24 protein-coding genes are annotated in these 23,227 nt (G+C 63.3%); 9 read left to right on the forward strand and 15 right to left on the reverse strand.

Annotated features, from left to right (window positions below; all coding sequences use genetic code 11):
* Positions 1–28: 28 nt before the first annotated feature.
* From KIT10_00560 to KIT10_00600, 9 genes are all read left to right on the forward strand, one after another.
* Entirely contained in the window at positions 29–589 is a 561-nt protein-coding gene (locus tag KIT10_00560; GenBank protein ID MCW5897731.1) for a hypothetical protein, read from the forward strand.
* Entirely contained in the window at positions 586–3,411 is a 2,826-nt protein-coding gene (locus KIT10_00565) for a histidine kinase (protein MCW5897732.1), read from the forward strand. Before KIT10_00560 ends, KIT10_00565 begins: the two co-directional genes overlap by 4 nt.
* Positions 3,408–4,160 (forward strand): response regulator transcription factor, encoded by a 753-nt coding sequence (locus KIT10_00570; protein MCW5897733.1) that lies wholly within the window; start codon positions 3,408–3,410, stop codon positions 4,158–4,160. The genes KIT10_00565 and KIT10_00570 overlap by 4 nt, the downstream gene beginning before the upstream one ends.
* Before the next feature lie 85 nt (positions 4,161–4,245).
* Complete coding sequence (locus KIT10_00575) at positions 4,246–4,464, forward strand: hypothetical protein (protein MCW5897734.1); 219 nt, start codon at positions 4,246–4,248, stop codon at positions 4,462–4,464.
* A gap of 279 nt (positions 4,465–4,743) precedes the next feature.
* Positions 4,744–5,445: a hypothetical protein gene (locus KIT10_00580; GenBank protein MCW5897735.1), complete on the forward strand. Its 702-nt coding sequence runs from the start codon at positions 4,744–4,746 to the stop codon at positions 5,443–5,445.
* Between the two features lie 4 nt (positions 5,446–5,449).
* Positions 5,450–5,806 carry a hypothetical protein gene (locus KIT10_00585; protein ID MCW5897736.1) on the forward strand — a complete coding sequence of 119 codons (357 nt, stop codon included), beginning with the start codon at positions 5,450–5,452 and terminating at the stop codon, positions 5,804–5,806.
* Between the two features lie 4 nt (positions 5,807–5,810).
* Positions 5,811–6,236 (forward strand): hypothetical protein, encoded by a 426-nt coding sequence (locus tag KIT10_00590; protein ID MCW5897737.1) that lies wholly within the window; start codon positions 5,811–5,813, stop codon positions 6,234–6,236.
* Positions 6,237–6,291: 55 nt separating this feature from the next.
* Positions 6,292–6,843 carry a YceI family protein gene (locus tag KIT10_00595; GenBank protein ID MCW5897738.1) on the forward strand — a complete coding sequence of 184 codons (552 nt, stop codon included), beginning with the start codon at positions 6,292–6,294 and terminating at the stop codon, positions 6,841–6,843.
* A gap of 20 nt (positions 6,844–6,863) precedes the next feature.
* Positions 6,864–7,808, forward strand: a complete 945-nt coding sequence (locus tag KIT10_00600; protein ID MCW5897739.1) for a hypothetical protein — start codon at positions 6,864–6,866, stop codon at positions 7,806–7,808.
* A gap of 2 nt (positions 7,809–7,810) precedes the next feature.
* Here the strand turns inward: KIT10_00600 and KIT10_00605 are convergent, their stop codons facing one another.
* The 15 genes from KIT10_00605 to pepE all read right to left on the reverse strand — a co-directional run bounded on the left by KIT10_00605 (position 7,811) and on the right by pepE (position 23,009).
* A complete protein-coding gene (locus KIT10_00605) occupies positions 7,811–8,944 on the reverse strand; it encodes a site-2 protease family protein (GenBank protein MCW5897740.1) in 1,134 nt (377 codons plus the stop codon).
* The gene (locus tag KIT10_00610) at positions 8,944–9,771 is read right to left on the reverse strand and encodes a universal stress protein (protein MCW5897741.1); all 828 of its coding nucleotides are present in this window, start codon (positions 9,769–9,771) and stop codon (positions 8,944–8,946) included. The genes KIT10_00605 and KIT10_00610 overlap by 1 nt, the downstream gene beginning before the upstream one ends.
* Positions 9,772–9,798: 27 nt before the next feature.
* Entirely contained in the window at positions 9,799–9,996 is a 198-nt protein-coding gene (locus tag KIT10_00615) for a hypothetical protein (GenBank protein MCW5897742.1), read from the reverse strand.
* An 87-nt stretch (positions 9,997–10,083) separates the two neighbouring features.
* Positions 10,084–11,145 (reverse strand): response regulator, encoded by a 1,062-nt coding sequence (locus tag KIT10_00620; protein MCW5897743.1) that lies wholly within the window; start codon positions 11,143–11,145, stop codon positions 10,084–10,086.
* Positions 11,117–12,343 (reverse strand): PAS domain S-box protein, encoded by a 1,227-nt coding sequence (locus tag KIT10_00625; GenBank protein ID MCW5897744.1) that lies wholly within the window; start codon positions 12,341–12,343, stop codon positions 11,117–11,119. The genes KIT10_00620 and KIT10_00625 overlap by 29 nt, the downstream gene beginning before the upstream one ends.
* A 26-nt stretch (positions 12,344–12,369) precedes the next feature.
* Entirely contained in the window at positions 12,370–12,879 is a 510-nt protein-coding gene (locus tag KIT10_00630) for a cysteine dioxygenase family protein (protein MCW5897745.1), read from the reverse strand.
* A 163-nt stretch (positions 12,880–13,042) separates the two neighbouring features.
* Positions 13,043–13,903 (reverse strand): universal stress protein, encoded by an 861-nt coding sequence (locus KIT10_00635; protein MCW5897746.1) that lies wholly within the window; start codon positions 13,901–13,903, stop codon positions 13,043–13,045.
* A gap of 140 nt (positions 13,904–14,043) precedes the next feature.
* The gene (locus tag KIT10_00640) at positions 14,044–15,333 is read right to left on the reverse strand and encodes a citrate synthase (GenBank protein MCW5897747.1); all 1,290 of its coding nucleotides are present in this window, start codon (positions 15,331–15,333) and stop codon (positions 14,044–14,046) included.
* A 146-nt stretch (positions 15,334–15,479) separates the two neighbouring features.
* Entirely contained in the window at positions 15,480–16,061 is a 582-nt protein-coding gene (locus KIT10_00645) for a thioredoxin family protein (protein MCW5897748.1), read from the reverse strand.
* A 43-nt stretch (positions 16,062–16,104) separates the two neighbouring features.
* Positions 16,105–17,607, reverse strand: coding sequence for an oligopeptide:H+ symporter (locus tag KIT10_00650; GenBank protein MCW5897749.1), 1,503 nt, complete (start codon positions 17,605–17,607; stop codon positions 16,105–16,107).
* 97 nt (positions 17,608–17,704) lie between these two features.
* The gene (locus tag KIT10_00655; GenBank protein MCW5897750.1) at positions 17,705–19,123 is read right to left on the reverse strand and encodes an arginine decarboxylase; all 1,419 of its coding nucleotides are present in this window, start codon (positions 19,121–19,123) and stop codon (positions 17,705–17,707) included.
* A gap of 335 nt (positions 19,124–19,458) precedes the next feature.
* Positions 19,459–20,520 carry a magnesium/cobalt transporter CorA gene (corA, locus tag KIT10_00660; GenBank protein ID MCW5897751.1) on the reverse strand — a complete coding sequence of 354 codons (1,062 nt, stop codon included), beginning with the start codon at positions 20,518–20,520 and terminating at the stop codon, positions 19,459–19,461.
* On the reverse strand, positions 20,504–21,445 hold the full coding sequence (locus tag KIT10_00665) for a mechanosensitive ion channel family protein (GenBank protein MCW5897752.1): 942 nt from the start codon (positions 21,443–21,445) through the stop codon (positions 20,504–20,506). The genes corA and KIT10_00665 overlap by 17 nt, the downstream gene beginning before the upstream one ends.
* Positions 21,446–21,458: 13 nt before the next feature.
* Complete coding sequence (locus tag KIT10_00670; GenBank protein ID MCW5897753.1) at positions 21,459–22,001, reverse strand: SET domain-containing protein; 543 nt, start codon at positions 21,999–22,001, stop codon at positions 21,459–21,461.
* 300 nt (positions 22,002–22,301) lie between these two features.
* Positions 22,302–23,009, reverse strand: coding sequence for a dipeptidase PepE (gene pepE / locus KIT10_00675; GenBank protein MCW5897754.1), 708 nt, complete (start codon positions 23,007–23,009; stop codon positions 22,302–22,304).
* Positions 23,010–23,227 lie beyond the last annotated feature (218 nt).

A 23,227-nucleotide genomic window follows, 5' to 3' on the forward strand; every position in this document is an offset into this window, starting at 1 on the left:
AAGGCATGGTCCTGGCGTGGCCAGCGGTATGCGGATATCGCTGCTTCTCCTCCTGGTCCTGTCGGGCATCCGTTCGGAGGCCCAGGACAGACGTCTGTTGCGTATGCAGGAAAGCACGGTCGTCTTCGTCAGTGAAGCACCATTGGAGCGGATCTCCGCCATCAACCGTCGTTCCTCCGGGATCATCGACATGGCGGCCCGCACTTTCGCGGTGCAGGTGCCTGTGGCCGATTTCGAAGGCTTCAATTCTCCACTGCAGCGGGAGCATTTCAAGGAGAACTACATGGATGAGCGGGCCTGGCCCAACGCCCTCTTCCAAGGGAGGATCATCGAGGATGTGGACCTTTCAGCGCCGGGCGTTCATGAGGTCCGTGCGAAAGGCAGGCTGAACATCCGTGGCGTGGTCGTGGAGCGCATCGTGCCCTGCCGCTTGCGGGTGACGGTCGCCGGGGTACGTGTGGAATGCGACATGGAAGTGCCCTTGGATGACCACGGGATACGTGTGCCGCGCGTGGTGCGGCAGAAGATCGCGCCCGTGGTGCACATTCGTGTGGACGCCCTGTTCACGGAAGCATCGCCCAAGCCATGAGGGTCACGGCCTGGCTGGGCATCCTGCTGTTGGCGCCATCGTTCGCCCAGTTCCCGCAGGTGCGTACCCAGGAGGTGCGCATGGGCCAGCAGCGGCCCGCCATACACCGCATCGCGCAGGATGCCCTGGGTCTCGTATGGATCGGATCGGACAAGGGCCTGCTGCGTACCGATGGGGAACAGGTGGAGGTGATGTTGCGTACGGATCCAGCCTCGGTCACCGCACTGGCCGCGGCCGACAATGGCGTGGTGGCCGCGTTGTCCGACGGCCGCATCGTGCGCTGCGATGGAAGAAGCTGCGAGGCCACACCGCTGGGGGCTTCCCTGATCGATACACCCGCCAGGGGAATCCTGTACATGCCGGACGGCGCATTGCTCCTGGGTACCTATGGGGCAGGACTGTGGATCCTGCGTGAAGGCCGCATCCTGCGTGTGACCGAGAAGGATGGTCTGCCCGATGACCACGTGAACGGCCTGTGCCTGCTTGATGATGGCGCTGTGGTGGCCGCCACCGACCAGGGTCTGGCCCTGTTGCGCGACGACCGGGTGACGCAGGTGTACGGCGAGGCGGAGGGCGCTCCGGACAACCTGGTGCTTTCGGTGACCACCGATGGAACACGGGTATGGGCCGGCACCGATCGCCACGGGCCCTTTCGCTGGGACCCGCGCACCGATACCCATGCCCTGCACCAGCCGTTGGAGACCTGGGGCCATGGAGCGGTGGTGGCCATCGCCGTGCAGGGCGGCCAGTTGTGGCTTGGTACGGACCGCGAGGGTCTGCTCCTTCATGAATACTCGCCATCGGCAGGTGCTGGTGCACCACCCCTGTTGCGGCGTGAACCGGAAGCCACCGGCCACGGTGTGCACGACCTTTTCGTGGATCGCGATGGGGCCGCGTGGTGGTGCCGTGGCACCGAACGCCTGCACCGCGCCGATCCCCGGGTGCTTGTGATCGCCGACCACGAAGGGGTGGACCTGCGGCGGATCACCGCCATCACGGTGGACAGGCAGGAGCGCATCTGGTTCGCCACGCAGGAAGGGCTGTTCCATCATCCTGCCGCTTTCGCCGAAGGACACAGCATGGGCAGAACAGCGGTCCGGACCGATCCGCGCAAGCCCATCGTATCGCTCACGGCCGCGGAGGATGGCACCGTATGGGCGGCGACCTTCGGCGATGGTGTCATCGCGATGTCCCCGGATGGGCGCGTCCGGCGACATATTTCGCGCGAAAGTGGCATCGATGATGACGTGCTTGTGGCACGCGCCCGGGGCGACACCGTCTGGTTCGGCACCCTGAGCGGTGTGCTGGAATGGCGCGATGGCCGCTTCCATCGGCATGATCTGCCCGGCACCGGATTCGTGTACGATGTGCTCCCGCTACCCCGTGGCGAGGTGCTCGCCGCCACCGACGGCGATGGCGTGGTGCGGTACCGGGATGGAGCATGGCAGGTGGTCCCTTCGCCGCACCGCACCTTCTACACCCTGCTGCGCGACGGGGAAAGACGTACCTGGGCCGCTGGTCCGGGCACCGGCCTGTGTGAGGTGATGACCGACGGTGTTCGCTGTGCAGGCCAGGACCTCGTTCCATTCGATGGTGACCTCTTCGCGCTGGGTCGCCTCGGAAGCATGATCGCCGCTTTCGGCAGCACCGGCATCGCCGCGTTCGACCCAGGAGCCAACGCATGGTCGGACCTGGGCATCATGCTCGGCCTGGGTCCCTTGGACGCCGAGTTGAACAATGCCTGTGATGATGCCACCGGCGCGCTATGGCTGGCCAGCACCAGTGGACTCGTGCGTATCAGGTCCACGAACCAGGCACTGACACGTGGCATACCCACGGTCATCACCGCCATGCTCATCGGCAACGAATCCGTGGGACCTGTCAGCCATTGGACCACCCCGCACGACCGCAATGACATCACCTTCCACTTCACCGGACTGCACTACGCCGATCCCGGTGCATTGCGGTTCGAGGTGCGGCTGCTGGGGCATGATGACCGCGGTTTCATCACGCGGGACCGCGCCTCGGCCTGGTCCGCGCTTCCTCCCGGTGAATATCGTTTCCAGGTAAGGGCCTTCATCGGAGAGGCGCCAACGGTGGACAATTGGGCCGAGGTGACCTGGGTGGTGCGGCCGCCCTGGTGGCGCCGGCCATGGGTGATCGTTCTGGCCGTGCTGTCCATCGCCACGCTGGTGACCGCATCGGTGCGTGCGCGTGAGAAACGCCTGCGCGAACGCGAGCGCATGCGGCGCGAGCAGGTGCGCTTCCAACTCGATGCGCTGCGCAGCCAGGTGGACCCGCACTTCCTCTTCAACAGCTTCAACGCCCTGGTTGAACTGATCGAGACCGATCCCGGCAAGGCCGTGGAGCATGTGGAGCTGCTCAGCGTCTTCTTCCGCAACATCCTGCAGGTGCGCGACCGGGAGCGCATCACCCTGGCCGAGGAGATCGCACTGCTGCGCACCTATTTCGCCTTGGAGCAGCGCCGCTTCGGTGATACCATCGCCATGGAGTTGCAGGTGGATGATGCCGCGAGAACGAAGGGGATCGTGCCGCTGACGCTCCAACTGCTGGTGGAGAACGCCCTGAAGCACAACATCATCGCCGGTGACAGGGTATTCACCATCCACGTGCGCGCCACACCGTCGCATGTGGAGGTGGAGAACCCGCTGGTCCCGCGCCTGTCCCCGCCACGCTCCACAGGCTTCGGCTTGGAGAGCATCACCAAGCGCTACGCGGCGCTCACCACCCGCCCGGTGGAAGTGGTGCGCAGCGCCAGCGATTTCCTGGTGCGGATACCTTTGCTTGGACCGCGGCCATGAGGATCCTGATCATCGAGGACGAACCGGCGGCCGTGAGCCGCCTGCGCAAACTGCTGGTGAAGTGCGACCCCGGCGTGGACGTGGTGGCCGATCTGCCCAGCGTCTCCGCAGCGGTGCGTTGGTTCAAGGAGCATGACGCACCCGACCTGGCCTTTTTCGATGTACGTCTGGCCGATGGCGACAGCTTCGAGATCTTCCGCCGTGTGGATGTGCCATGCCCGGTGGTGTTCACCACGGCCTTTGATGCGCATGCGCTGGAGGCCTTCCGTGTGAACGCGCTGGATTACCTGTTGAAGCCCATCCAGGCCGATGATCTGGGCCAGGCACTGGAGCGGGCACAGCGCCTTCGTATGGTGCGCGATCACCAGGCCATGGATCTGGCGCGGCCAACCACCGCTGCCGCCACCCCCGTGCGCCGATTCCTCATCCGCTATGGCGAGCACTTCAAAGTGGTGGAACCGGACGACATCGCGTACGTCCATTCCCTGCTCAAGAACACCTTCCTGCGCACCCGGGAAGGGCGCGACCTGCCGCTGGATGAAAGTCTGGATAAGTTGGAGAAGCAACTCGACCCCTCGCACTTCTTCCGGTTGAACCGCCAGTTGATCGTGAACGTGCACAGCATCAAGGAGCTTCTGGCCTACAGCAAGAGCCGCGTGAAGGTGTTGTTGGACCCGCCCTATGATGACGACGCCATCGTGAGCAGCGAGCGCAGTGCGGCGTTCAAACGCTGGCTCGCGGGCGGGTAGTACGGATCACCGCTCCATCGGCCATTCTGCCCGCTCCATCGGTTTCCATGATGCCGGCCCGTCGGCCCATCCCCAGCTTCACACCATGGCGAAGAAACGCCGCGAAGCCATGGACCCGCTCACACTCCTCGACCCCCGGGACCTCGATCGGCTGCTGACCACCGATGCGCCCCGTCTGCCCGGTACCATCATGCGCCTGAACCACGCACCGCGCTACCACAACCTGCTCGATGCCATCGCCATCACCTGCCGGGTGCTGGAGCTGCGCAAGAAGATCGATGACAGGTCCTCCAAGGACCAATAAGGGGGATCCGGATGCCGGTCAGATTTCCGCTGGACACGACCATGCTCCCGCCAAAGGCCACACCACCCATGGATCAACGGCGAACGACCTTCATTGGAACCATGGCCGACCAGGCGATGGCGGTTCCATTGGGCCGGACCGGGTCATTCCCGTTCCATCGCCATCATTTCCCGTTTCGTCATCATGGGACGAACATGGTTGGCGATGGTGGGTACCTTTGATGTACAAGTGAACGGAACGCGTATCCTCCGACAAGTCCGCATGAACATGATGACCTCCATGGGAACCGGTCGCCTGAAGCTGCTCTTGCCCGCAGCGCTCGCCTTGGTCATCGCGCTGCCTTCCTGCAAGCACGAACCACAACTGGAGCCGCTGGTGCCACTTGTGGATGACAATGGTGAGGAGCCGTGCGACCCGAATGTGGTCTACTTCCAGCAGCAGGTGCTTCCGATCCTGCTGAGCAACTGCGCCGTGCCTGGCTGCCACAACCTGCCCACGGACGAGAACGACGACATCCAGATCACCAGCTACGAGACCCTCATGGGCAGCGGCATCGTGCAGGATGGCGACTTCTGGGAGGTGATCACCGACAACGATCCGGACAAGCGCATGCCGCCCCCGCCGCAGAACCCGCTGAGCCCGGAGCAACTCGCGATCATCTACCAATGGTTGCAGCAGGGCGCCCAGAATACCAGTTGCGCGAACGCCGGTTGCGATACGTTGAACGTGACCTACGCCCTTACCATCGTTCCCTTGGTGCAGCAGAAATGCCTGGGATGCCACAGCGGCGGCGCGCCGCAGGGCGGACTGGACCTTTCCACTTGGTCCACCCTCAACGCCTTGGCGCAGGATGGGCGCCTGAACGCCTCCATCACGCATGACCCCTTCGGGGTGCCCATGCCGCCCAGTGCACCGATGCTGCCGGTCTGTGATATCCGCAAGTTCCAACTCTGGATCGCCGATGGCGCGCCAAACAACTGATCCGATGCGCCACCTGATCGCGACGATGTTCCTGTTGTCCATCGGCGCCACGAGCTGCTACTACGACAATGAGGAGGAGCTCTATCCCTTCGCCTTCTGCGATACCCAGAATGTGAGCTGGAGCCAGGATATCCGACCCATCATCCAAGCCCGATGCGCCACTCCGGGTTGCCACGTCACAGGAGCACAGGCACCGGACCTGACCACCTACGCCGGAGTGAAGCAACAAGCGGACGCGGGCCGCATCAAGGCACGTGTCATCGACCGGACACCCAGCGTGATGCCGCCAGGCGGAGCCCTGCCCGGCTGCGACCTGCAGCAGGTAACGGCCTGGCTGGCGGCGGGGGCACCAGAGAACTGAAGCCATGAAGATCAAGACCATGATAGCCGTAGGAGCCACCGTGGCCGTGGTGGCCGGAGTGTTCGCCTGGCGCGAATACAGCCGCGGTCACCAGGACAGCGCCAAACGCAAGGCCGCCGCCGCCATCACCGCGCCCGAACTGCTGGAGGCCTTCCGCGCCGATGAGGCCGCCGCCACGGCACGTTTCGTGGGCACCACCGAACAGGTCATCGAGGTCAGCGGTGTCATCCGCGAAATGGGGCAGGAGGCCGATGGACGCTGGAACGTTACGCTCGAGACCAACGACGATCCCGGCATCGAATGTGAATTCGCTACCGCGGTTCCCAGTGTCTGGACAGCTGGCCGACAGGTGACCCTGAAGGGGGTCTGCACGGGCATGGACGACCTCTTCGGGCACATCCTCATGCAACGTTGCGCTGCCGTGGAATGATGGCATGGACTTCGCCTATGGCCACCGGCCACTAAGACCAAACAACAAGATCGACATGAACCTCCGAAACATCCTCTTCGCCGCGGCATCGCTGCCACTGCTCGCTTCCGCCCAGGAGCGCTATTCCACGCGCAACGGGCTCATCAGCTTCTTCTCCGAAACGCCCGTGGAGAACATCGAGGCGCACAACCGAAAGGTGAGCAGCGTGATCGATATCACCACAGGTGCCATGCAGTTCGCCGTGGTCATCAAGTCCTTCGAGTTCGACAAGGCCCTGATGCAGGAGCACTTCAACGAGAACTACATGGAGAGCAACACCTTCCCGAAGGCCGACTTCAAGGGCAAGGTGACGGGCTTCGGCGCCGAGCAGCTGGCCTCCCCGGGCGAGTACAAGGTGACCGTTGACGGGGATCTGACCATCCACGGCGTCACGCGCCAGGTGAGCCATCCTGGCACGATCACGGTGAACAAGGACGGTACCCTTAAGGCCGTGAGCGACTTCGTCGTGAAGCCCGAGGACCACGGCATCAAGATCCCCGGTGTGGTGCGCAAGAACATCGCCGAGGAGATCGCCGTGAAGGTGCGCATGGACTACACCAAGATGTAGGTCTATCTTCACCTGTGCACATGTTCCACACCACGATGCCCTCCAGACGACCCGCGTGCACCTTCGTGTTGGCGTTGATCGCCGTGCTCGCCTCGGCGCCCATCAACGCACAGGATGACGACCTCTTGAGCCTTTTGGGCGAGGAGGAGGCGGAGCCGGAGTACACCCTGGCCGCTTTCAAGACCACGCGGGTGATCAACGGGCACAGCTTGGAGAACACGCACCATGGTGTGCTCGACTTCAGGATCGGCCACCGGTTCGGTTTCGTGAACGGGGGCTTCGATGAGTTCTTCGGCCTGGACGGTGCCACCGTGCGCCTGGGCCTGGACTATGGCGTGAACGAGAAGCTCATGGTGGGCATTGGCCGCAGCAGCTACCAGAAGACCGTTGACGGCTTTGTGAAGTACAAGTTCCTGCGGCAGTGCGACAGTGGCTGCGAGATGCCCATCACCCTCGCCGTGGTGGCATCCTCATCCATGACCACATTGCGCAGCACCGCGCTGCCCTGGTACGATCCCGCCCGGGAGGACTATTTCACCCATCGCCTGGGCTATTCCTTCCAGTTGATCGTGGGCCGCAAGTTCAGCGAATCGTTCAGCGTACAACTCAACCCCGGTGTGGTGCACCGCAACCTGGTCACTTCAGTGGACGACCCGAATGATGTGGTCCACATCAGTGGTGCGGCACGCGGGAAGCTCACCAAGCGCATCGCCCTCAACGCCGAATACTTCTACGTGCTTCCCGATCAGTTGCCGGAGTCCGCACGCAACAGCCTGTCTGTGGGTTTCGACATCGAGACCGGTGGGCACGTCTTCCAGTTGCACTTCACCAACAGCACCGCCATGTTCGAGCGGGGCTTCATCACGGAGACCGTCGGGGACTGGGGCAAGGGCGACATCCACTTCGGATTCAACATCTCGCGGGTCTTCACCTTGCACAACCCGCGCAAGCCGAAAGTGGACTGATCTCAGGCTTGGGCCGATACGGCCTCGCGCACCAGCAGGTATTCCGCCAGGTTCTCCGGCTCCAGTACGCCCACCACGCGTCCGTCCTGCTCCACGGGTACGCATCGGTGCTGGCCGGTGAGCAGTTTGGTGCAGGCTTCGTGCGCCGGTTCGTCCGGCGATGCGGCCTGTACAGCGGCAGGGGACAGATCACCCAAGGGCACATGCCTGCGGTCCTCGCTCAGGGCTTGGATCAGGTCGCGCCGGGTGAGCACGCCCAGGCAACGCTCGCCATCCATCACCAGCAGGTCGCTGTCGCCTCCGGCGAGCAGCTCACGCACGGCCTGGTCCACGGTGGCCGTGGCGGACATGGCCCAGAAGCGGGTGCGCATCACATCGCGCACGGGCACCCCGCGCAGGGCCGTCTGCTGGCGTACCATGCGCGATTCGGCCCCGGCGGCGAAGAAGATGAACACACCGATGAGCGCCAGGAAGGGGTGCCGCATCATGAAAGCGACGAGGACGAAGCCGATCGCCAGCAGGCGGCCCAGCCCGGCCGCGATTCGGGTGGCGCGGTCGCGGGGCAGGAACATGCCCAATAGCGAGCGCAGGATGCGGCCACCGTCCATGGGGAAGGCCGGGATGAGGTTGAAGAGGAAGAGCCACTGGTTCATGAAGAGCAGCACCAGCAGCACGCCGGCCACATGGCGCGGGCGCATCAACTCCTCGGGGTCCTCCGGTACCGCGTAGCCGGGGAAGAACAGGGCCAGCGCCAACCAGGCGAGCAGGGCGATCACCAGGTTCACCGCAGGGCCCGCCACGGTGATCCAGAACTCCTTGCGGGGTTCCTCAGGCATGCGTTCCAGGCTGGCCATGCCGCCAATGGGCAACAGGGTGATGTCGCGGGTGCGGATGCCGAAGCCTTGCGCGGTCAGGGCGTGTCCGAATTCATGCAGCACCACGCAGGCGAAGACCATGAGCACCAGGCCGATCATGACCAGGATGTCGCGTGGTGCCAGACCGCCGCTCAGGCCCACCCAGGTGATGTAGCCGGGCAGAAGGAGGAAGCTCCAGTGGACATAGACCCGGATACCCCGGAAAGTGAACAGGGCGGCCGAGCCGCGCAGGGTGGGCGCCTGTGCCGGGGTGGCGGCCATCAGTGCGAGGCCTGCTGCAGCACCAGCATGGGGATGTGCGTGTGCATGGCCAGTTTGGTGGAGGTGCTGCGGTGGAAGAGTTGCTCGAAGAGACCGCGCTGCCGGTGGGTCACCACCACCAGGTCGGCATCGCTCTGGTCGGCCATGTCGTGCAGGGCGGTGTTCACATTCTCGCCACTGATGAAGTGGTGGCTGTGCGGAATGGCGCCCATGACCTCATCGTAAAGAGCGGCGGGCCCGGGATCGGCGGCATCATCCTCGCGTTCCACCACCCGCACGATCATCACTTCGGCCTGCGACCAGCGGGCGATGTCCAGCAGCACCTTCAAGGTGGTCTTGTCCACGGGGCCACCATCCTCGGCCAGCACGATGCGGCGTGGGGTGCGGTAACGTGCGTCCTGGGGCACGGCCAGCACGGGCAGCCCCCCATGCTTGATCACATCGGCGGTGTTGCTGCCCATGAGCACCTCCTTGAGACCGCTGGCGCCCTGGGTACCCATCACCACCAGTTTAGGGGCGTCCTCGTCCTGGGCGAAGCGCGATACCACCAAGGGCAGGTCGCCATGTTCGCAGGCGGTGCGTATCTCGGCCTTGGCGGCTTCGGGGTGCTCTCCCTTGAGCTTCTCCACGAAGGCGTCGACACCTTCACGGGCTTCCTTGGCCAGCAGGTCATCGATGCTCCACATGGTGCTGGCCGCGCCACGTGGCAGCATGTACGCATTGAGCACGGTGAAGACGTTGCCTTCCGCGCCATGGAGTTGGATGGCGTACAGGGCGGCGTTCAGCGAATTGGTGCTGAAGTCCGTGGGGATGAGCACATGTGCCATGGCGCGCGGGAATGGGGTTGGGGTGGCTCAGTGGCCGTGGCCATCGCCGGAGGCCTTCTGGCCCGCGGAATCCACCAGGGCATAGCCGATGAAGACCAGGGCGATCAACGCCACGAAGCTGATGAGGCCCTTGATGTTGCCCACGCCGTCCGTGCTGAGTAGCGAGAACTGGAAGGGGATGAGGAAGGCGATGAGCCAGAGGGCGAGACCGATGTACTTCTTCATCGTGTTGTTTGCTTGTTCGGCCGCCAAATTACATGTTCGCCGTCATGGGGCGTGGCCGCCCACCCCGCAAGCGCCCAAGGTCCATGGTCATCTGTTGGCCAGAAGTTCGAGCCGGCGCTGGTCGGCGATGCGGATATCGCGTCCCTGGATGTTGATGAGGCCCTCGTCCTTCAGGTCGCCCAAGGTGCGTATGAGCGATTCGGTGGCCGTGCCCACGATGGTGGCGAGGTCCTCCCGGCTGATGCGCACACCCAGCCCGGGATCGTCCTGGCCGGCGTACCGCTGGTGCAAGCGCAGAAGGGCCTGTGCCACGCGCTGGCGTACACTGGCATAGGCCAGTTCCAACAGCCTTTGCTCACTTTCCTTCACCTCACGGCTCAGCATCTTGATGAAGCGGATGCTCACATCGCGGTCCTTGTAGAGCAGGGCCAGCAATTCCTCGCGGGGGATCACGGCCAGCTCACAGGGTTCAAGGGCCTCGGCGCTCTCGTTGCTGCGGCCGCCTTCCAGCACGGCCATGTGGCCCAGGAAATCGCCGGCACCGAGCAGGCCGGTCACCAGTTCCTTGCCGTCGTGGTTGATCTTGAAGGTGCGCACCTTGCCTTTTTGGATGAAGAAGACCGAACGCAGTTCGTCGCCTTCGTGGTAGATGGTCTCCTTGCGGTCCACCTGCCGGGTCTTGCGGTCCTTGGAGATCTCGTGCAGGGCGGCCACGCCGCGTGCGGTGTCGAGGAAATCATGGAGTCCCTCGGCGGTATGGTCGAAGCCCTTGCGGAAGGTGCCGCTGCGCTTCAAGCGCCCTTCGATGGCGTTGAGCAATTCGCTTTCCTCGAAGGGTTTGGTGATGTAGTCGTCCGCGCCGAGGTCCATGCCTTTGCGCACATCGCCGCGCTCGGCCTTGGCGCTGAGGAAGACGAAGGGCGTCTCGGCCGTGGCGGGGTCGCGCGAGAGGAGGTGCAGCACGCCGTAGCCGTCGAGTTCGGGCATCATGATGTCGCACAACACCAGGTCGGGGTTGTGTTTGCGGGCCAGTTCCACGCCACGGCGGCCGTTCTCGGCCCGCAGCACCTTGTAGTTGGCCAGTTCCAGGATCTCCGCGGTGTTCTCGCGCATGTCCTGGTCATCCTCGATCAACAGGATGGTCTTCATGGGGTGGGATGTTTTGGGGCAGTTCTGCGATGAAGGTGGAGCCCTGGCCTGGAGTGCTCTCGAAGCCGATGGTGCCGCCCATCAGGTCCAGGTAGCGGCGCACGAGGTTCAATCCGAGTCCGGTGCCCTGCACGGTGAAGGCGTTGCTGGCGCGGAAGAAGCGCTCAAAGAGGTGGTGCTGGTCCTCCACCGGAATGCCCATGCCCTGATCCTTCACGGTGATCGTGAGTTTCCCGTCGGCGATGGCGGTCTCCAGGTCGATGCGCTTGTCCTCTGGGCTGTACTTGATGGCGTTGCCCAGGAGGTTGTTCAGCACGTTGGACAGCATCTGCCGGTCCAGCCGCACCAGCCTTTCCTGGCCCTGATGATCATAGTGTATCGCCTGTCCTGGTTTGGCCAGTGCGCGCAGGTCCTCGATCAGCTCGATGCAGAGGTGGACCAGGTCGATCTCGTGAGGATCGCAGCGCATCATGCCCTGCTCGAGCTTCTCCAGCGAGAGGAACTCATTGAGCATGGCGGTGAGTTCGCGCACCTTGGTGCGTATGCGCTGGATGTGCCGGTCCATTTTTTCGCTTTCCGGGGCGCCCTGCGCATAGCGGGCGATGAGGTCGGTGCTGCTCATGATGGTGCTGAGCGGCGTTCGGAACTCGTGCGAGGCCATGCTCACGAAGCGCGACTTCAGCGCGTTGAGTTCCTTTTCGGCATCCAGCGCCTGGCGGAGTTCCTCCTGGGCGTGCCGAAGTTCCGCTGTCCGGGCCTCCACCCGGGCCTCCAGTTCGGCGTTCACCCTTTGCAGTTCCTTCTCGATGCGCCGGCGTCGCGTCACATCGGTCACCAGGGCCATCACATAGCGCTCGTCATCCACCACGAAATGGTTCAGGCTCACTTCCACGGGGAAGAGGCTGCCGTCCTTCCGCCTGCCCAACAGTTCCAAGCCAGCGCCCATGGGCCGTTCCACGGGCCGCTTGTCATAGGCGCTCCGGTGTATCTCGTGCGAGCGCCTCAGGTCTTCTGGGATGAGCATCTCAATGGGCTGTCCCAGAAGCTCGCCTTCCCCATAGCCGAAAAGCTCAGCCAGCCGGGGGTTGCGCAATTGGATCACACCTTTCTTGTCCACCACCACAAGGCCTTCAGCCGCCGTGCTGAAGAGCATGGCGCAAATGCGCGCCACCTGGTCCGGCTCGAAATGGGTCCGCATCCCGCCGCCCAAGATAGCCGGGAGGGTCATGTGCCTGCCTCGCGGATGCTGCTCCCGCCGGAGCGTTCGTCATAGACCTTCCACGTCCTCAGCGGGCGCGCGTACAGGTTGAGGGTCACCGCGCGCTGGCCGCTGTCGTTGATGTAGCGATGGATGCTCCTGCCATTGTGGAGGTAGGAGAAGGAATCGCGGTCCAGCTTGGCGGCGCTCACCCGGCGCAGGTTGCCGCCCGGACCCGGCTCAAACCGCTCCTCCACTACGGTTCCCCGCACCGGATGCACCCAGGCTTCCTCGGTGGCATAGTCGTGGATGCTGGTGCGCTGGCCGGGCTCGTAGCAGATGAGCAGAAGTTCGAAATCATCGGTGCGCGCGATGCAGTTGCGCGTGTAGCGCTTCGGATGCCAGGTGCAGAGGTCATCGAAGGCCTCGGGCAGGATGTCCACACGTTCCAATATGCGCAGGTAGCCCTTGTGCATGGGTGCTTCATGCAGGGCCTTGACCAACTGCTCTACCGTACGGATGCGTTCCTGGGACATGTTGCCACGCGGCGGATCGGGCAAATGTGGCGGGCCATTCCCGGCAACGGACTGATATCCGTCATGCCTTTTGGTCCGTACTGCCGACATCGTCTGGGTACGCAAGTAAGGCCGGTCCTGTGGGCCTGCCCATGAGCGTGGTCAACCCCGGGTATGAGCGGGATCAACCCACCCGCAGGGTGATCACCGGAATGGAGGCATGGTTGGCCACCGTTTCGGCCACACTGGCGTTGAGGAATCCCTGGATCGCACCACGTCCATGGGTGGGCAGGGCGATCATGTCCATGCCTGCGCGGTTCGCGAAAGCCATGGCACCCTCCGCCACCGAGAAGTGGTCGGTGATGTGCAGCGCGACCTCGGGTTCGAGTTTGGCGCCCACCTTGCGCAATTGCTCCAGGGTGGTGTCCGTGTCCTGGAAATGACCAGGGGTGTTCACATAGAGCAGATGATACTTGACGCGCTGCCCTTCGAGGGGGGCTATCAGTCGTGGGATCCATCGCTCGAGGCCTTTCTCCAAGGGATCGCAAGGGACCACCACGTTCGCGATGCGCGCGGGTGGCGCATGGTGCAGGGTGATCACCGGCACGGTGGCCATGCGCACCACGCGCTGGGTGTTGCTGCCGATGAAGGCTTCCTTCAACGCGCCCGCGCCATGGGTGCCCATTACGACAAGGTCCGCTTTGTGCGCTGCGGCCAGGGCCATCACATCCTTCCAGGCGGCGTTGGGGGCCAGTTCATGCACCACCTTCACTTTGCGCCGCTCCAAGGCCGCGGCCGTGCGCTCCAGTTCGGCGCGCGCCCGGCCCACACGTTCGCGCGCTTCAGGATAGAGGGCTTGCTGTTCACGGGGCGCCTTGCGTGCCATTCCGGCACTGGTGAAACGGCCTTCCAGCCAGGTGTCGGGCACATCCACGGAATGCACCAGCCGCAAGGTCGCGCCGTGCTTCAGGGCGAGACGTGCGGCCAACTCCACGGCATGTCCGGCGGGGATGCTGAAGTCGGTGGGGACGATGATCGTGCGCATGGGGTATGGATGGGTGGAGATCGCTCCGTGGCCTGCGAAGATGTCCGCAGGGCATCAGGTGGCGCATGATATCCGTCAGGATCGCCTGCCAAGCGAAAGGGGAGCCGCAGCTCCCCTTTCAATAGGTCAACAACGGAGGATCACTTCCGCTCCTTCAGCGCCACATAGTCGCGCTTGGTGGCACCGGTGTAGATCTGGCGCGGGCGGCCGATGGGCTCCTTGTTCTCCTCCATTTCCTTCCACTGGGCGATCCACCCCGGCAGGCGGCCCAGGGCGAACATCACGGTGAACATGCGCGTGGGGATACCGATGGCGCGGTAGATGATGCCGCTGTAGAAGTCCACGTTGGGGTAGAGCTTCCGTTCGATGAAGTAGTCGTCCTTCAGGGCGATCTCCTCCAATTGCTTGGCGATCTCCAGCACGGGGTCGTTCACGCCCAGCTTGGCCAGCACGTCGTCGCAGCTCTTCTTGATGATGCGGGCGCGTGGGTCGAAGTTCTTGTACACCCGATGCCCGAAGCCGAAGAGGCGGAAGGGATCGTTCTTGTCCTTGGCCTTGTCCACCCATTTGCGGATGTCGCCACCATCGTTGCGGATGGTCTCCAGCATCTCGATCACTTCCTGGTTGGCCCCACCGTGCAACGGGCCCCACAGCGCGGCGATGCCGGCGCTGACGGCGCTGTACAGGTTGCTCTGGCTGCTGCCCACCATGCGCACGGTGCTGGTGCTGCAGTTCTGCTCGTGGTCGGCATGCAGTATCAGCAGGGTGTTGAGCGCGTCGGCCACCACGGGGTCCACTTTGTACTCCTCGGTGGGCAGGGCGAACATCATGTGCAGGAAATTCTCCACGTAGCCCAATTTGTTGTTGGGGTACATGTAGGGGTGGCCCAGGTTGTTCTTGTAGCTGATGGCCGCCAGCGTGGGCATCTTGGCGATGAGCCGGTAGATGGTGCGCAGTTTCTGGTGCTGCGGCCGGTGCGGGTCCTGGCTGCGGGGGTAGAAGGTGCTCAGCGAGTTCACCATCGCCGAGAGGATGCCCATGGGGTGGGCATTGCTCGGGAAGAACTCGAAGAAGTGCTTCATGTCCTCGTGCACCAGCGAGTGGTAGCGGATGTTCCCCTCGAACTCCTCCAATTGCCTGGCGTTCGGCAGGTCGCCGAAAAGGAGCAGGTAGGCCACCTCCAGGAAGCTGGCCTTCTCGGCGAGCTGCTCGATGGGGTAGCCGCGGTATTGCAGGATGCCTTCCTCGCCGTCCAGGAAGGTGATGGCGCTGCTGGTGGCGCCGGTGTTCTTGTAGCCGTAGTCCAGGGTTATGTAGCCCGACAGGTCGCGGAGCTTGCCGATGTCGATGGCCTTCTCGCCTTCGCTTCCGGTGATCACCGGCAGTTCGTATTCCTTGCCATCCAGTATGATCCGCGCCTTCTCACTCATCGTCTCGGGTATGCTTGGGGGTTCTTTTTCGTGCTATGGGCGCTAAGGTAGCTACAAATGGAGCGCGTCGAATGGCCCGCGCATGAACGCTGAAAGCCCCGGTACGCCGGGGCTTTCAGAAGATATGGCGAAGACCCGGAGGACCCTCAGCGGCGGCTCTTGAAGGTGGCCATGAAGGCCTGGTAGTCCTGCTTCTTGTAGTGCCCCTCGCCGAAGAAAACGAGCACGGGTTCCAGTTGTTCGGGCGTCATGTAGCCCTGCACCGGCGCCAGCACGTTCATCTCTTCATCCAGGTACACGATGGTGGGATAGGCGATGCGGCCGTTGACGTTGGCGATGGCGTAGGTGAGCTGGTGCGTGCCATTGCGCCCGCCGGCCCGCGCCGGGTCGAAGTCCGGGTTGCTGAGCTTCTGGCCTTTGAAGGTCACGGCCGCGCCGCTCTCGGCGTCGAACTTCACGGGGTAGAAGTGCTTGTTCACGTAGTCGGCCACCTTGGGGTCGCTGAAGGTGTTGCGGTCCAGCATCTTGCAGGGGCCGCACCACTGGGTGTAGACGTCCACGAAGAGCGGCTTGGGAACCCGTTTGGTCTTGGCCTGGGCCTCCTCCATGCTGAGCCACTGGATGGCTTTGGTGGTGGTGGTGCCGGGCGTCTGGGCCTGGGCATGGCGGACGATGGCCAGGAGGCCGAAGGCCAGGGCGCCGATGAGGAGAAGGCTGTGCGTGCGCATGTGCGGTTGGAATGGTCGGCGGAAACTCAATGATCGTGCCGGATCAGCGTACGCCATGCATCATGCGGTTCAAGGGTCCGGAGATCAGCAGCAGGAAGATGCCGATGCCCACGGTGACCATGCCCATGGTGCCGTACACCTCGGTGTAGGTGGCCAGGGTCTCGGCGGTGTCCAACGCTGCGGGATCGCTGCCCTCTTCCGCCCCGGTGAGCTTGGCCAGCAGCGCGGCGGCGTAATTGCTGAAGGCGAAGCTGAGGAACCAGGCGCCCATGGCCGTGCCGGTCATGTCCTTGGGCACCAGCTTGGTCACCATGCTCAGGCCGATCGGCGAGATGAAGAGTTCCCCCACGGTGTGCAGGAAGTACAGCAGGATCAGGGTCCAGAGTGGCACCAGATAGAGCTCGTTCACCGGGGCGATCTTCACCACCAGATAGCCCAGCCCCAGCAGAATGATGCCGATGCCGAACTTCATGGGGATGTTCGGGTTCTTGCCGATCCGGTTCAGGTAGACCCAGAGCATGCTGAAGACCGAGCCCATGACGATGATGAAGAAGGGGTTGAAGAACTGCGTGGTGGCGGCGCCCATCTCCCAGCCGAAGACATCGCGGTCCACGTTGCGGTCGGCGAAGAGGGTGAGCGAGGTGCCGGCCTGTTCGAAGCAGGCCCAGAACACCACGTTGAAGACCATGAGGATGATGAAGACGAGCATGCGTTGCAACAGCACCTTGCCTTCCTTGACCCCGCGGGACAACAGACTCCACAGCACGTAGGCCAGCGCCACATAGAGCAGATAGCCCACCACGCTGGCGTTCATGATCAGGAAATAGAGGATGGGGATGATCACCAGCGAGGCGATGATCGTGGTCCACTTCAGGGTGATGGGGCCCAGATAGGGGGCGTTGAGCTTCACGGGGTCGGGTGCCTCGGCCACCTGGCGGAAGGTGTTCTGCCCGCCCACGAAGAAGCCGATACCGGCCAGCATGCCCAGACCCGCGAGGGCGAATCCGTACTCGAAGCCGAACTTCTCGCCCACCTCGGCACAGACCGTGGTGGCGAGCAGGGCGCCGATGTTGATGCCGATGTAGAAGATCGTGAAGCCCGAGTCGCGGCGGGGGTCACCATCCTTGTACAATTTGCCGACGATGCTGCTGATGTTGGCCTTGAAGTAGCCGTTGCCCACGATGATCGTGCCCATGCCGATGTACAGCCAGTGGTCCGTGCCGCCCAGGATCATGAACTCGCCGATGGCCATGAGAATACCGCCGAGGATCACCGCGATACGGTAGCCCAGGATCTTGTCGGCGATCATGCCACCCAGCACCGGCGCGGCATAGACCAGGGCGGTGTAGGCCCCGTAGATGGCGAAGGCCTCATTGTCGCCCTTCATCAGCGAACGGATGAGGTAGAGGGTGAGCAGCACCCGCATGCCGTAGTAGCAGAAACGCTCCCACATCTCGGCCATGAACAGGACGTAGAGGCCGCGCGGGTGGCCGCCACTGGGCGGTTGCTCCACAGGGATGGTCATCGTGTCGATGCTGGAACTCATGAAAGGGGGGTGTTTGGTGGCCCGCCGGCGGGGCGGGGTGGCCGAATATAGCGGGATCCCCAAAGCGGGGGTCGGATGTGGGAGCGCCCCCCGACTTTCAACCCTTGCGCACCGGCTCCTCCATGGGCAGGTAGCCCAGGAGCTGCAGCATGCGCTCGGCGCTCTGCTGTTCAGCGAAGACGCGGTCAACGAGCTTGCCATCTGGCAGGCGGTCGATGAGCACGTGCTTGGGCTTGGGGATGAGGCAATGCTGGATGCCGCCGAAACCGCCCAGGGTGTCCTGGTAGGCGCCGGTGTTGAAGTAGCCGATGTACTGCTTGCGGTCCTCCTGGTGGCGCGGCAGGTAGATGGCGTTGATGTGCTGCTCGCTGTTGTAGTAGTCGTCGCTGTCGCAGGTCATGCCGCCCAGGAAGACGCGCTCGTACTCGTCGTACCAGTTGTTCACCGGCAGCATGATGAAGCGCTTGCTGATGGCCCAGGTGTCCGGCAGGGTGGTCATGAAGCTGCCGTCGATCATGTTCCAGCGTTCCTTCTCGTTCTGCTTCTTCTGGTAGAGGATGCTGAAGAAGGTGGCGCCGCTGTCGCTCACGGTGAAGCTGCCGAACTCCGAATAGATGTTGGGCTCATGCACCTTGTTCTCCTCGCAGATGTCCTTGATGCGGCCCACGATCTCGCCGATCATGTAGTCCAGGTCGAAGCTGAAGTTGAGGCTGTTCTTGATCGGCAGGCCGCCCCCGATGTCCAGGGTGTCCAGGGTGCGGCACAGCTTCCATAGGTCGCAGTAGACATTCACGCACTTGGTCAGCTCATTCCAGTAGTAGGCCGTGTCGGTGATGCCGGTGTTGATGAAGAAGTGCATCATCTTCAGGCGGAACTTCTTCTGCTTGGAGATGTTCCGCATGTAGAAGGGGATGATGTCCTTGTAGCCGATCCCCAGGCGGCTGGTGTAGAACTCGAACTTCGGCGCCTCCTCGGCCGCGATGCGGATGCCGATGTCGCACTGCCCCTCGATCACCTCGTCCAGCGCGTAGATCTCGGCCATGTTGTCGATGATGGGCACCACGTGGAACCCGCGGTTGGCCAGCCGTCCGATGCCCCGGATGTAGCGCTCGTCCTTGAAGCCGTTGCACAGAATGGTGTTGTCCTTGGTGATGCGGCCGCGTTCGATGAGCAGTTCGATCATCTCCAGGTCGTAGGCGCTGCTGGTCTCCAGGTCCACGCCCTTGTCCAGCACCTTGTCGATCACATAGCTGAAATGGTTGCTCTTGGTGCAGTAGAAATATTCGTACTCGCCTTGGTAGTCGTGCGTCTTGATGGCCTTGGCGAAGCTCTCGCGGGCCAGGTCGATCTTCTCGCCGATCTTGGGCAACCAGGTGATCCGCAGCGGAGTGCCATGCTTCTCCAGGATCTCCACCAGCGGCAGGTCGTTCCACACCAGTTTGTCGCCGTCCAGTTTGAACTCGTCCTTCGGGAAATCGAAGGTCTGCTCGATCAGGTCGATGTAGCGGGTCTTCATCGATCGGTGCGGGATGGGCTGTAAGGCATGTGCGGGACTTGGCCGGGGCACGGCGAACCGGCCTCGGATCGGGAGCGGTTTCCGTGCAGTGGCCGGTTCGGGATGCGGTGGGCGGGGAGCATCACGGGTGCACGGGGAGCGATGTCAGCGGAAGGGGATGGGAAGCACGGCCAGCGCGACGACATCCTTTGGAAGGCCGGTACGGGAACGCGCGTTGCGGCGGGGCCGGGTCATGGTCGTGGCGTGCGGTGCAAAAGTATGTCAGGCATCCAGCCTGTCAGGCCGCAGGTTGAATGTTGGCCCCCGTGCGATGCCATCACTTGTTGAATGCCCCTTCAGAGCCACTTCCGCCAGCGGAACCAGCCCAGCATGCCCAAGGCCAGCAGCGCCATGAAGGCCATCACGCCGAAGTAGCCGTAGCGCCACCCCAATTCGGGCATGTGGTGGAAGTTCATGCCGTAGATGCCCACGATGAAGGTGAGTGGGATGAAGATGGTGGAGATGATGGTGAGCAGCTTTATCACCTCGCCGGAGCGCAGCGCCACGCCCGCGTGGTAGGTGTTCTCCAGGCTGTGCAGCATCTCGCGGAAGCTGCCGATGGTCTCGGCGATGTAAACGGTGTGGTCCTGCAGGTCGCTCAGGTACCGGCGGGTCGGTTTTTCGATGCAGTGCGACTGGCTGCTGTGCAGACGGCCGGCGAGTTCGCGCATCGGGGTCACGTGCCTGGCGAGTTCGATGAGCCTGCCGCGCAACCGCTGGATGGCCCGCAGGTCCTCCTTGCCGGGCCGCGTCACCACTTTGCTTTCCAAGTCCTCGATCCGCTGGCCCGTCTCCTCCAGCACCACGAAGTAGTGGTCCACGATCACATCCAGCAAGGCATAAAGGAGGTAGTCGGTACCGGCCTTGCGGACCCTGCCAAGGCCCTGGCGCAAGCGCTCGCGCACGGCGTCCATCACATCGCCCGGCCGTTCCTGGTAACTCACCAGCAGCCCCTTGGTGAGCACGAAGCTGATCTGCTCCACCAGCAGGAGGCCGCTGCCCTCCTCCAGCCGAAGCATCTTGGCGATCACCAGCAAGCCGTGCTCGAATTCCTCCAGCTTCGGCCGGTGGTCCGTATTGAGGATGTCCTCCACCAGCAGGGGGTGCAGGCCACAGTGGTCCGTGGCGGCGCTCATCACGGCGTCATCATGCAGCCCGTCGATGTTCAGCCAGCGGTTCAGGCCACTGTCCTGGTCCTCCGCCAGTGCATCCAGGGCCTCCGCATCGATCTCCTGCACCTGGGTGGTATCGTAGCGGAACAGTTGCGAGCGCGGCTTCTCCTGCACGCCGGTGCCCACGTGCACTAGGGAGCCGGGCGGGAGGCCCAGCTTGCCCGATCGTTTACGCACCTTCTTCATGCGACGGACCGGGGCGTTGCTTGAACAATACCTGGAGATCCTCCTTCGAAGGCCCTTCGCCCTTGAAAGAGATGGTGCGCTGCGGATAGGGGATGACGATGCCCTCGCGATCGAAGCGCAGCTTGATGGAACGGTTCAGCTCGAAGTTCATCACGCGCGCCTGCACCGGGTCCGCGGCCCACACATAGGCGCGCAGCACCAGGCTGCTCTCGGCGATCTGCACCAGCCGCACGCTCACCTTCGGGATGCCTTGTTCCAACTCCTCGGCCGTGCGCCGGTCCATGCAATGCGGGTGGTTCTCGGCCTCCTCCTGCATGATGCCCATCGCCTTGTCCAGGTCGCTCTCGTAACTGATGCCGATCTCCACCCACTGGCAGGTGGCGGGATCCTCGATGGTGCTGTTGATGATGGTGGCGTCGCTGATCACCGCGTTGGGGATGATGACACGGCGATTCTCCCAGTTGCGGATCACGGTATGCCGCAGGGTGATGTCCTCCACCACGCCCCGGTGCTCCCGGCTGATCTCCACCATGTCGCCCACGCGGAAGGGCTTGCTGCTGACGATGAACACGCCACTGATGATGTTGCTGAAGGCACGCTGGGTGGCCAGACCGAGTATGGCGACGAGGATACCCGCGCCGGCCAGCAGGGTCACGGCGAAGTGCTTCAGCGAGGGGATCACGTAGATCACCCAGCCCAGGGCCACCAGCACCACGATGCTGCGCAGGGCGTTCTTCATGAAGCGATAGCGCGTGGTGTCCTCGTGGCTCTTGTCGCTTCGCTGGTAGGCGCGGCGGATCAGCGAATAGAGGATGCGCTCCAGCACGAAGGCGCCCAGCAGGATGATCAGCACCTTCAGCAACAGCAGGGCGTTGAAGCCAAGCTTGTCGAGCAAGGGTTCCAGGTCGGGGAGCTTCATCGCCATGGTGCCATCGTCCTCATGCGGTGCGGCGCAAGTGCTGCAAACCTAGCACAGTGGGATAGCCTTCACCGGTGACAAGGAAGTGGTCGAGCGCTTCGCGGGTGGCCTGGTCCATCAGGGGCGCGAGCGGCTGCTCCACCGAGGGGATCAAGGGCAGCGTCTCACGTATCCGCGCATCGATCCATTCCCCCACCATGGGCAGCATGCCCGGGCCCATGTGACGCAGGCATCCGGGCTTGTCGCAGAGCAGGTCCAGTTCGAATTCCAGGTTGAGCACCGCATAGTGGTCGGTGATCTCAGCGCCTTCAGCGATGTCCTCTATGGCGATCTCGAAGCCGAAACCTGTGCTCAGGGTGTTGGGCCTGCAACAATGGTTCATGTACCGGCCATGGTCCCAACACATCACACGGCTGCCATCCGGTTCGATGTAGGCGTGGCTCGTGAATGTCTCCGCGTACAACGGATCGTTCAGCAGGGGATGGTCTTGTGGTACCACGATGTCCAGCGGATCGCGCACATAGACGATGGTGCCTTTGGGGATGGCTCTGGTCGCGATCACTCCGGATCCTCGGCCTTGACCTATCCATGCCTGTGCGGTGCAGGGGTGCATCATATCCGATGCGGGTATTGGGTTGGGCGCGAATGAGGGTCGGTCGCACACGCATCAAGGCGCGAGGGGAAGCGGTGCTTGGTGATGGTCGATCGGCCACCTGGACATCTTTGCTGATGCCACCCCGGCTGGGCGGAGAAATGCGGATCCATCCAAGGCGTGGGGCCGTGATCGAGTGCAAAGTTCGGCGAAGGAACGATCCTCGCAACAGCGCCAAGAGGAACAAGTGACGACCGGCGAGCCAGGCTTTCACAAGCCCCTCAGGTCGCAACGCAAGACGCTACCATCGGCCACCACTTTGGCATCCTGGCCTGCGCGGAATACTTTCATGTCACCCCCTGCCAGGGTCATGGTATTGCCCTCGACCTTCAGGAGCGACCCCTCCCGCAGGCCCACCACCGGCATCGCGGGGTTCAGGGCCAGGAACTCACCGATCCGCTGTTCGCGGCTTTCTCCGCCATGGCCCGGTATGGTGTCCTCCGTGAAGTGTGGATTGATCTGGAAGGGTACCAGGTTCATGGCGCGCATGGTGGGCACCTCCACGATGGGCATGTCGTTGGTGGTCATGATGGAAGGGCAGGCCACGTTGGCACCCGCGCTCCAGCCCAGGTACGGCAGGCCCTTGCGCACACGTTCGCCGATGGCGCGCACCAGCCCCGTGCGGTAGAGCTGGCGCAGCAACAGGAAGGAATTGCCACCGCCCACCGCCACGGCGTCCACGGTCTCCAAGGCCTTCGCTGGGTCGGCCTCGCAGTGCAGGGGCACGATCGCCACACCCATATCGGCGAATACCGGCGCGACCTTCTCCGCATAGGCGTCCTGCTGTTCCTCCGCTGCGGCGAAGGGCACGAAGGCCACGCGCTGGCGGCCTTGCAGGAAGGTGGCGACATGGGCCCGTGGCCAAGTGAAGAATGGCTCACCTGGCAGGGTGGAGTTGGACAGCAGCAACAGTTCCATGGGGCAAGCTTACGAAGGGTGCCGTGGAAGGCTGGTGCCTTGGCCTGTACCTTCCCCAAGGAGTGGCCGAACTTAGGGGAAGCTTACACCCGCTCTGGCCAAGCGTGACGCCAAGCGCCACCGCCTGGCCGTGGCCGGGTTCCCCCCGCTCCCGCGGATCTGCGATCCGTGGTCCTTCTCATTGGATCTCTTGATCATTGAGTACGACTTGGTGATCT

This window comes from Flavobacteriales bacterium (genome assembly GCA_026129465.1).
Lineage (GTDB): Bacteria > Bacteroidota > Bacteroidia > Flavobacteriales_F > PHOS-HE28 > PHOS-HE28.

What these genes read in the sequence shown, in the direction of transcription:
- KIT10_00560 (MCW5897731.1), top strand. Translation starts at nt 29, where the DNA reads ATGCGGATATCGCTGCTTCTCCTCCTGGTCCTGTCGGGCATCCGTTCG.
- KIT10_00565 (MCW5897732.1), top strand. Translation starts at nt 586, where the DNA reads ATGAGGGTCACGGCCTGGCTGGGCATCCTGCTGTTGGCGCCATCGTTC.
- KIT10_00570 (MCW5897733.1), top strand. Translation starts at nt 3,408, where the DNA reads ATGAGGATCCTGATCATCGAGGACGAACCGGCGGCCGTGAGCCGCCTG.
- KIT10_00575 (MCW5897734.1), top strand. Translation starts at nt 4,246, where the DNA reads ATGGCGAAGAAACGCCGCGAAGCCATGGACCCGCTCACACTCCTCGAC.
- KIT10_00580 (MCW5897735.1), top strand. Translation starts at nt 4,744, where the DNA reads ATGGGAACCGGTCGCCTGAAGCTGCTCTTGCCCGCAGCGCTCGCCTTG.
- KIT10_00585 (MCW5897736.1), top strand. Translation starts at nt 5,450, where the DNA reads ATGCGCCACCTGATCGCGACGATGTTCCTGTTGTCCATCGGCGCCACG.
- KIT10_00590 (MCW5897737.1), top strand. Translation starts at nt 5,811, where the DNA reads ATGAAGATCAAGACCATGATAGCCGTAGGAGCCACCGTGGCCGTGGTG.
- KIT10_00595 (MCW5897738.1), top strand. Translation starts at nt 6,292, where the DNA reads ATGAACCTCCGAAACATCCTCTTCGCCGCGGCATCGCTGCCACTGCTC.
- KIT10_00600 (MCW5897739.1), top strand. Translation starts at nt 6,864, where the DNA reads ATGTTCCACACCACGATGCCCTCCAGACGACCCGCGTGCACCTTCGTG.
- KIT10_00605 (MCW5897740.1), bottom strand. Translation starts at nt 8,944, where the DNA reads ATGGCCGCCACCCCGGCACAGGCGCCCACCCTGCGCGGCTCGGCCGCC.
- KIT10_00610 (MCW5897741.1), bottom strand. Translation starts at nt 9,771, where the DNA reads ATGGCACATGTGCTCATCCCCACGGACTTCAGCACCAATTCGCTGAAC.
- KIT10_00615 (MCW5897742.1), bottom strand. Translation starts at nt 9,996, where the DNA reads ATGAAGAAGTACATCGGTCTCGCCCTCTGGCTCATCGCCTTCCTCATC.
- KIT10_00620 (MCW5897743.1), bottom strand. Translation starts at nt 11,145, where the DNA reads ATGAAGACCATCCTGTTGATCGAGGATGACCAGGACATGCGCGAGAAC.
- KIT10_00625 (MCW5897744.1), bottom strand. Translation starts at nt 12,343, where the DNA reads ATGCGGACCCATTTCGAGCCGGACCAGGTGGCGCGCATTTGCGCCATG.
- KIT10_00630 (MCW5897745.1), bottom strand. Translation starts at nt 12,879, where the DNA reads ATGTCCCAGGAACGCATCCGTACGGTAGAGCAGTTGGTCAAGGCCCTG.
- KIT10_00635 (MCW5897746.1), bottom strand. Translation starts at nt 13,903, where the DNA reads ATGCGCACGATCATCGTCCCCACCGACTTCAGCATCCCCGCCGGACAT.
- KIT10_00640 (MCW5897747.1), bottom strand. Translation starts at nt 15,333, where the DNA reads ATGAGTGAGAAGGCGCGGATCATACTGGATGGCAAGGAATACGAACTG.
- KIT10_00645 (MCW5897748.1), bottom strand. Translation starts at nt 16,061, where the DNA reads ATGCGCACGCACAGCCTTCTCCTCATCGGCGCCCTGGCCTTCGGCCTC.
- KIT10_00650 (MCW5897749.1), bottom strand. Translation starts at nt 17,607, where the DNA reads ATGAGTTCCAGCATCGACACGATGACCATCCCTGTGGAGCAACCGCCC.
- KIT10_00655 (MCW5897750.1), bottom strand. Translation starts at nt 19,123, where the DNA reads ATGAAGACCCGCTACATCGACCTGATCGAGCAGACCTTCGATTTCCCG.
- corA (MCW5897751.1), bottom strand. Translation starts at nt 20,520, where the DNA reads ATGAAGAAGGTGCGTAAACGATCGGGCAAGCTGGGCCTCCCGCCCGGC.
- KIT10_00665 (MCW5897752.1), bottom strand. Translation starts at nt 21,445, where the DNA reads ATGGCGATGAAGCTCCCCGACCTGGAACCCTTGCTCGACAAGCTTGGC.
- pepE (MCW5897754.1), bottom strand. Translation starts at nt 23,009, where the DNA reads ATGGAACTGTTGCTGCTGTCCAACTCCACCCTGCCAGGTGAGCCATTC.